This is a genomic window from Oleiphilus sp. HI0128 (genome assembly GCF_001635365.1).
Map to the genome: position 1 here is coordinate 1 of NZ_LWGG01001048.1, position 6,987 is coordinate 6,987.

6 protein-coding genes are annotated in these 6,987 nt (G+C 43.4%); 1 reads left to right on the plus strand and 5 read right to left on the minus strand.

Annotated features, from left to right (window positions below):
• From A3763_RS17770 to A3763_RS17795, 5 genes are all read right to left on the minus strand, one after another.
• Positions 1-268: hypothetical protein (locus A3763_RS17770; RefSeq protein WP_156495153.1), on the minus strand; the 268-nt coding region annotated here is incomplete at its 3' end.
• A 182-nt stretch (positions 269-450) separates the two neighbouring features.
• Positions 451-1,050 carry a rhombosortase gene (rrtA, locus tag A3763_RS17775; RefSeq protein WP_068509929.1) on the minus strand — a complete coding sequence of 200 codons (600 nt, stop codon included), beginning with the start codon at positions 1,048-1,050 and terminating at the stop codon, positions 451-453.
• Positions 1,051-1,064: 14 nt separating this feature from the next.
• A complete protein-coding gene (locus A3763_RS17780) occupies positions 1,065-1,394 on the minus strand; it encodes a hypothetical protein (protein WP_068637585.1) in 330 nt (109 codons plus the stop codon).
• Positions 1,395-1,416: 22 nt separating this feature from the next.
• Positions 1,417-4,959 carry a trypsin-like serine protease gene (locus A3763_RS17785; RefSeq protein WP_197482957.1) on the minus strand — a complete coding sequence of 1,181 codons (3,543 nt, stop codon included), beginning with the start codon at positions 4,957-4,959 and terminating at the stop codon, positions 1,417-1,419.
• A gap of 297 nt (positions 4,960-5,256) precedes the next feature.
• Positions 5,257-5,790, minus strand: a complete 534-nt coding sequence (locus A3763_RS17795) for a DUF411 domain-containing protein (RefSeq protein ID WP_068553661.1) — start codon at positions 5,788-5,790, stop codon at positions 5,257-5,259.
• Between the two features lie 85 nt (positions 5,791-5,875).
• On the opposite strand from A3763_RS17795, the gene A3763_RS17800 reads away from it, so the two are divergent.
• Positions 5,876-6,790: a haloalkane dehalogenase gene (locus A3763_RS17800; RefSeq protein ID WP_068512287.1), complete on the plus strand. Its 915-nt coding sequence runs from the start codon at positions 5,876-5,878 to the stop codon at positions 6,788-6,790.
• The last annotated feature ends 197 nt before the right edge of the window (positions 6,791-6,987 follow it).

Sequence of the window (6,987 nt, forward strand, 5' to 3'; positions counted from 1 at the left end):
TAAAGGTCAGAATACCAACGGTCTCATCGGTTGACTCTTCGTTATTCTCATTCACGCGAATACCGTTTTCCTTACCAGAAGTGTAATACTTACGCCCCTCACGGTAGGTAAAATATTTATCAGGATCTTCCATCTGATAGTTCCCTTCATTTTGGTAAGCAGGAACAAACTCGTCATCTTCTGCATAAGCCGACGCACTGGCAAATATCACCGAAAACAAAAAAGCTGACATCAACTTTACGACAACTGACTGTTTTAAACTTTTCATAAGACTCTCCTTCACTTTCACTCCCTACACCTAAACAAATTCAACGCAGATATCCTTCATTTACGTTTGTCCATTTATTGAGCAAATTTCAGTCAGACTATTAAATGATATCGAACACAAAAAATAAAGTGATTTAACAATCGATAACAATCTCAGTGTCTAAGTTGCGACACAGCTATCAATCAAATACGAAAAATTCTTAAGAAAATAACACTCAGCACACCAGCAAACACACCATAAACATGAACATCTGTCGCAACTGAACCACCAATTAGCTCTGCTACCTGCTCGCTAGCATCAGCAAAGTATTCGTAGACAACCTTAACCAATAAACCCAAAAACACTAGCACACGCAACCACAGTGGGTACAAGTGATCTTGATACAAAGCATAAACCAATAGACCGTATAAGCCTCCCGACAAGCCCACATAGACACTTAGACCCGGACTACAGAACCATATCATGACGCTAATAATAAGAAAGAAAGCGCAGAGCAAAGAAACAATACGCACCGCTCGCCCCAAGCCTGAAAAGGTAAACAACAAAACCCCAAGGAATAGAGCATTCAAACCGAGATGAAACCAACTCAGGTGATCAAAATGCCCCACCAGCAAGCGCCACCATTGCCCTTCAGCAATACGCTGCCGATCAAAGCTAAAATCAAACTGGCTATTTTCAAATAAAAAGGTGTCACTAAGCTCTATAGCAAACGAAGGAATAACAAATATGAGAAAAGTAATAGAAAGCTGCAATAAGTGCTTTCTAGAATCAGTATTTTCCATACCTAGAAGCAGACCTAAAGAGGTCTAAGGACAAGAGGGTTTAATAAATAAACCTGAACTTCTCTGGAATCCAGAGAAATGGGAAGTGAAAATGTTTTCCAAAAAGGCATTCGTCGACAAGAGTCTTTCTTCACCCTAAGCACAGACACGTCGCGCCCTTGCACTCTCATCCGAAAGTCTTCAGGCTTGGTGCAGCCATTGCTTTTTGCCTGGAAGGTGATCGCCTCGTTATCAAGAGACTGCAGCACTATCGGCTCCGGAACTTGATTTTCAGGGCCACCCGCTAACACACCCCCTGAAAGCATGAGCACACCAACAAACCGAACTAAAACCATACGTAACATCAATCTAACACTCAAATAAAGACTAAGGCGCAAGTTTTAAGAACCTACGACGATAAGTCAGCAATAGCAAACATAGACATATCAGTTGCCAAGCAATGGCGCCACCACTTGAATCAGACTTTTTATTGCTGTCACTTTCCTCTTGCTCTGCTTCAATTGCGGTAAAACTAATTGATGCAATTCGCGCATCGTCCCCCTCACCCAAACCAAGGCTAGCGCCTCGCTTTCTCGCCAACACCCACTCAACATAAGCGCCACCCTCAGGCAGCTCTATAACGACGTTCGAATAGCTACTTCCTACGACTAAATCTTGCTCAACACCGTCAACCACTTCAGTCGTTTGACGAACACCATCAATATAAACATCCAGATTCATCACATCAGAGCTTGATAGTAGCCAGTCAAAAGCAAGCGTTCCCGCCCGGGAAAAGCGTGAAGAGAAACGTGATATATCTTGCGTGTCTGGCATTTCCACCGCTAACTCACTATCCCCCACATTTCGCCATGTACTCGCTGACTCAAGGATAAAATCAATACCACTTCCAGCTATTTCCATATCGTTTTCCGGATATACTCTGGTAGATAAGCGATACCAATTAAATCCTTCATTTGTATATATTGCCGTCATTACAGCCGTTTTTTCACCATCCTGATCAAAGTCCAGCTTCAAATCCAACTCGCAGTTATCACCCAAATACAGCACGTCATTTGAACAACGATCACCGACAACCTGAAACCCGCTCACATCACCAGACCCAAATTGCATCCAGCTGATCTCAAAAGGCTGAACCAGATTACTAGTTAAATTCAAGGTATATTCATATGGATACCCTACAGTCATTTCCCCCAGATATTGAGCATTCAACACAACATCAGACCACTCTTTAACTCCCTCAAAATCATCCAAATAAGAAGCTACACGAGTATAAACTCCCGGGTACTGTGCCTGCCCGCACCCTTCACCAAAGCTCGTAACACCAACCTGAACCCAGTCACGATCCTCATTCTGCCAAAGCAAAGGGCCACCACTATCTCCTTGGCAAGAGTCTAAACCACCAGCTAGAACACCCGCACATATCATGTCGTCAGTCACCTCATCACCAATCTCGGCATAATTATCCTGGCAAGTCTCATGATTCATTAGCGTTACATCTGCTTCTTGAAGAACATCCGGGTAAGTCGCGACACTATCGTCTGGGTCTATATCCCCCCAACCGATAACGCGCAAGGAATCACCTTCAGCAATTTTGCGCATATCTGCCTCTGTCGCCAACGGAAGCGTCGGCACATCACTCACAGCCTCAGCAAGCTGAAACAATAAATAATCGCCATTCTCAGCCTCATTATATTCTATGAGATTAACGGCTCGAGCATTACTCTGCTCTGGCAAATCATATCCAGACGAGTTACTCAAATCATACGCACCAATAACCGCAACAATGCTATCCAAAGCCTCCCCGGCGTAGCAGTGAGATGCCGTTAATACATAGTATTCATCCACCAAGGTTGCACCACAAAAGTGCTCACCAGTATATTTATTTTGTAATGACACCATCCAAGGGTAATCCCTAAACTCAGCGTCAACACCACCAATAATCCTATTTTCCGCGCGAGCCCAACCTGAAGAAACAACGAGCATTACAATCACCACACTCATGGCACGATAGGTTTTCGATATACCTGCAGCGTTTCGACGAAAGAAAAATAGCACTGCCAAAAACACTAGCGCTAGTGGGTGGAATGCTCCACCACTAGACTTTGAATTGCTAGGACTTGTATCCTCAGCTACATCTGGGTTATCTGCTGTAAAATTAACCGACTTCAAATACAAGGTCTTGCCTTCATCCCCTAATGAACTTTCACTCGTAGAACGCCAAAGTTCTCCCCTAGCCATGCGCCACTCAACAGTATTGACCTGATCTTCAGGTAACACGATAGTCTCACGACCATAAGCCTCAGCCGGCTTATATTCACTAAGCTCTTCACCATTTATCCACAATGAGACATCCATTACACTCGTATCATCTACTTTCCAGTCAAAGCTCAATTGGCCGCTACCATCAACCTTACCAATCAACATCGTTTGCTCATATAGGGTGTAGTCTGACACTAATTCGGAAACAATATCTCCCTGTAAATCCCACTCATTCTGCTTCTCTATAAAGAAAAACACTCCCTCACCCACACTTGAGCTAAAATCAGCTTCCCCTATCACATTACCACTCAACTCAAACGAGTAGCTTTCCTCTTTACCCTCAACCCCTATCATCAAGGTAGCAAACTTGATACCAGGCGAAAGGAAGTTCATCCGAATATGGACCTCGCAACTCTCCCCCGGAGCTAACTCAGAGCCCTGGCAATCAGGCAAAGCACTATCTTCCATGCTGGTAATCGATAGCTCGGAAGGTGTATATTTTACCGTTCCTACACCACATTCATTGGTTTCAATCTCATCAACTTGAAGCTCAACACTATCAATTACAAAGCTATCAGCAGCACTATTTGTAAAGCTTAAAGAAAACCCATTAACCTCTTTTATTCTGTATTTTAAAGACTCATCCGAGCCACCACTACATACAGGGTTCTCACCATCCTCCAATATACTTGAAGTAACATTTTCAGGCAGAGAAAGCTTGTCTGGGGTCAAATCAACAGGGTTTATAATATTGTCCACCCACTCTTTAAACGCTGAAACCCGGGTAAAAACATCTGGATAATCCAGACTTCCACAAACAGAAGGAGCTATGCTTGCCACGCCGGCTTGAAACCATTCACCACCTGTTTGAAATAATAAAGGGCCGCCACTATCTTTTTCGCATAGACCTTGAAGCCCATCACCTGTCTCTTCGATATAACCTGCACAAATATGTTTACCGTCAATAGCATTACCATATATTGGTAAAAAGTCAGCTCCCAACGACGTTTCTAAATCGCCATTCAGGAAGGCTTTATTGCATTCGGTCTGGTTGAACAACGGTACATTCACTTCATGCAATACGCTTGGAAAGTCTTCGTTTATTGTGTCTTCACCGCCCCCACTAGAAATAAGATTGGGGTTGCCATCACGATCCCCCCATCCAACAATTGTTAGCAAATGACCTGCTTCGACACCTTTAAACATGGCTGAGCTAACTAATTCAAGAGGTGGATAAACACTCACATCAACCGCATCGGCCAACTCAAGCAACATCAAATCTCGACCTGACTCCACGCGACTAATCACCCCAATACGCCGCTCAGTTTCTTCAATTCGTGAGATATCATAATCTCCAACATAGACGGAAATTGCTTCAGCAGGCTCTTCATAGAAACAACGCGAAGCAGACATCACCCAACGTTCATGAATCAAGGTACCGCCACATTCATGCTCGCCAGTTGCCGAATTTCGGAGCGATACCATCCAAGGGTAATCACTCTCTACCTCAACTTCGTCGCCACCGACTATACGATTAGCTGAGAGAGCAGAGCTACTCGCAACACAAGCAAGCATGGCAAATAACATCACCCGAACAATACCGACATTGCGCCTAGCAACTAAAGCCTGACCACACATTGAAAGAAACATACCCTTAGCCATCCTGACCTCTATGGAACTCATAATCTTTATATATTGAACTGGACCTGTACTGCACAAGTAAAACGCTGAGAGATATAAAACAACTAAAATCATGCATCAGGAACACAGCAAAAAACTCCTCGAATTTTATCAGTCTTTTATAGCCAGCCCTATTGATTATAAAAACACTGTACAACTGCATTTAAATTTTGTGACGCTATAAACCTTTCTTATGGGAAGTTTCTACGAAATTTACCTTTTTCCAAAAACATTTACACAAGCTCTATAGATCAAGCCAGATCAAATCTAATCAAACTGCTGAGCATATGAGTCAATCGAAGCGTAAGGTTCAAGCACACCTTTTTGATTCATAGATAATATTTGATAAGGGTTAAACTTGTCTTGGTATTCCATACCCGGACTACCCAAGGGCATTGCAGGAACAATCAAACCAACTGAGCCAGCAGGTGGGTTTGATAAAAATTGTTTAATAAACTTCGCTGGAACATGTCCTTCGAACACGAAACCCTCTGACGACACAGCAGTATGACAGGAGCGAGCATTAGCAGGCAGCTGATAGAAATCTTTTATATGCGCCACCGAATCCTGGTTCACAACTATGGCCCACAAACCGCCCTGTTGAATATGATCCACCCACTCAGAACAACAAGAGCAACTCTTTGTTTTATAAACAGTCAAAGTTCTATCTGCTGCGCTCGATTCAGTACTAGACGAATCCTCTGATTGACCGCATGCACTCAAGATACCAAACGCCAGCATCATACTCAGTATCATAAAGCGCCGAACTAGCGAAACAGATCTCTCTCTATCTATTTGCATATCGCAATTACCTCACCCTTTTAATCTAGCTGCTATAGTTAAATTCTGAATAAAAAGATCGACCTATCAATAAAGGAATTCTTTCATGGTCAAATTTGTCCGTACGCCTGATGAACGCTTTAAAAACCTGCCGAACTATAGCTTTTCTGCTCACTATACCGACGTCGGTGGTTTGAGAATGCATTATATAGACGAAGGCCCGGGAAGTGCCGACCCAATACTCATGTTACATGGTGAACCCAGCTGGTCATACCTTTACCGCCACATGATCCCTATTTGCACTGCTGCGGGGCATCGAGTCATCGCTCCCGACTTAATTGGCTTTGGCAAGTCAGATAAGCCTGTCAATATTGAAGACTACTCCTATCAAAGCCATATGGACTGGCTCCTATCCTTAATCAACGCGCTTGATTTAAACAATATTACACTGGTCTGCCAAGACTGGGGTTCATTGCTCGGCCTTCGACTCGCGGCAGAAAATGAAGAGCGCTTCAAAGCAATTGTAGTCGGTAATGGCATGCTACCAACAGGTGAAGAAGACGTACCTTCCGCTTTTAAGATATGGAAAGCTTTTGCGCTTAATAGCCCCTGGTTCCCTATTGCAAAAATCGTAGAGATGGGGAGTTTTAAATCTTTTAGCAAAGACGAGCAGCGCGCTTACGATGCACCCTTTCCATCCAAGCAGTTCAAAGCAGGCACTCGGGCTTTTCCGGCTTTAGTACCAACAAGCCCGGACAACCCGGCAAGCAAAGCGAACAAGGCAGCGTGGGCGGTATTAGAAAAATGGCAAAAGCCTTTCGTTACCGCATTCAGCAATGGAGACCCTATAACACGAGGCGGTGATAAGTATATGCGTAAGAAGATTCCTGGTGCAAAGGGAATGAAACACGTAAAACTTAAAGGCGGCCACTTTCTTCAAGAAGATTCAGGAGCCGAATTTGCGCAAGTCGTCAATAACCTACTAACAGAGATAGATCATCATATAATCCCAGCCTCATAGAGAGTTTTTCTTAGGCAATAAAAAACCCGACTAAAAAGTCGGGTCAAAATCACAACAAATACTTCAAAGAAAAATAATGAAACCTATTCCGGGTCAGAGGGCCTGAATCACTTCCCCGTACTTCAATGTTTGTAGAATACGACATTAAAAACGTGATGTATGTATCACTTTTCTTTCATTATGTAACAATTGTTTTC

Coding starts and splice junctions, on each gene's coding strand:
- A3763_RS17795 (WP_068553661.1), bottom strand. CDS start 5,790: ATGCAAATAGATAGAGAGAGATCTGTTTCGCTAGTTCGGCGCTTTATG.
- A3763_RS17785 (WP_197482957.1), bottom strand. CDS start 4,959: ATGTTTCTTTCAATGTGTGGTCAGGCTTTAGTTGCTAGGCGCAATGTC.
- rrtA (WP_068509929.1), bottom strand. CDS start 1,050: ATGGAAAATACTGATTCTAGAAAGCACTTATTGCAGCTTTCTATTACT.
- A3763_RS17800 (WP_068512287.1), top strand. CDS start 5,876: ATGGTCAAATTTGTCCGTACGCCTGATGAACGCTTTAAAAACCTGCCG.
- A3763_RS17780 (WP_068637585.1), bottom strand. CDS start 1,394: ATGTTACGTATGGTTTTAGTTCGGTTTGTTGGTGTGCTCATGCTTTCA.